This is a genomic window from Kocuria sp. ZOR0020 (genome assembly GCF_000800955.1).
Taxonomy (GTDB): domain Bacteria; phylum Actinomycetota; class Actinomycetes; order Actinomycetales; family Micrococcaceae; genus Kocuria; species Kocuria subflava.
The window spans coordinates 1-1,267 of the sequence record NZ_JROX01000121.1; the positions used below are offsets into that span (position 1 = coordinate 1).

Below are 1,267 nucleotides of genomic sequence, written 5' to 3' on the forward strand. Positions count from 1 at the left end.
TCTCGCCGTGGTCCATGCCCCCGTGGTCCATCTCGCCGTGGTCCATCTCGCCGTGGTCCATCTCGCCGTGGTCCATGCCCCCGTGGCCCCCATGATCCACGTCCTCGGGGATCTCGGGCTCCTGCGGCCGTTCCCGGGCGTCCGTCCGGTGGTGCGGGGTGTCGAGCAGGAGCGCTGCGGCGTCGTCGAGGGCTGGTCCCACCCCTCCCGGCGAGGTGATGTCGGCGCGGACGCGAGGACCGGGCATCTGCTCCCAGAGCCGGTCCACGAGCTCCGAGAGCTCGGGGCCGGGGACACCGCACACGGCGAGCACGTCCGCGTCGGCCGGTGTTGAGGCCGGCCGCCACCCGCGGCGGAGCAGCTGCTGCTCCAGTTCCATGCGCGCGTCCCAGTGTCCCGGGACCTCGACGACGAGGACCTGCGCGGCCCGAACCGCGAAGCGGGCGAGGAGTTCGTTCAGGCCCATCGGAAGGCTCCTTCCCGCCAGGCCCAGGCCACGGCGACGAGCAGGCCCCCGAGGAACAGGAACATCTCCACGACCGCGGAGATCCCCTTCTCGATCACGACCACCGCCCACGGGTACATGAAGAGCATCTCGACGTCGAAGGCCAGGAACACGATCGAGGCGAGGTACCAGCGGGCGTGGAACCGGGACAGCGCGTGCTCCTGGGGCATCCACCCGGACTGAGCGGGCAGCACCGTCAGCGGGTCGGCCGTGATCACTGCTGTGCGGTGCAGCGCGTAGAGGAGAACGACGACCGACATCGCCACCAGGGCCATGGCCACGATTCCGGAGTACACGACGGTCTCCCCTTTCGCACGGTCGGAACATGGAAGTCTATCGTTGATCGATGGGGCCACCCTAACAGGCGGCCCCACCGATCGCGCCGTTTCAGCTCGGTGATCAGGCGCGGCCGGCGAGCCAGGTGCGGAAGTCCGCGACCTGGGCCTGCTGGGTGGTGATCCCCGAGGTGGCCGCCACGCGCAGCTGCGGGTGCACGGCGCGAGACTGCGGCTCGAGGAACTCGATGATCCCGCTGTTGTGGTGTGGAATCATCTTCTGCACGAAAGCGACATCGAAGTCCTCACCGGCCTCAGCGGCCGACAGCTCCTCGATCATCATCTGGGTCTCCTCCTCCAGGATCTTCATCTCCTCCTGGGCTTCTGCCGGGGCTTGGGCCATGGCCTCTTCAGGGGTCAGCCCGTACCACTCCTCCAACCTGAAGCGCCCTGGGTTTCGTTCCGAGGTCAGGGCACCGCGGGCGCG

General features: G+C 68.8%; 2 protein-coding genes and 1 pseudogene. All 3 read right to left on the bottom strand.

Going from position 1 to position 1,267, the window contains the following annotated elements; genetic code table 11:
• Positions 1 to 466: pseudogene (locus tag L979_RS07925) on the bottom strand (hypothetical protein); the annotation flags it as partial.
• On the bottom strand, positions 457 to 801 hold the full coding sequence (locus tag L979_RS07930) for an NADH-quinone oxidoreductase subunit A (protein WP_047691301.1): 345 nt from the start codon (positions 799 to 801) through the stop codon (positions 457 to 459). The gene L979_RS07930 and the pseudogene L979_RS07925, both read right to left, overlap by 10 nt.
• A gap of 103 nt (positions 802 to 904) precedes the next feature.
• Positions 905 to 1,267, bottom strand: a 363-nt coding sequence (locus L979_RS07935) for a DUF305 domain-containing protein (RefSeq protein WP_047691304.1), incomplete at its 5' end; no start/stop codon positions are given.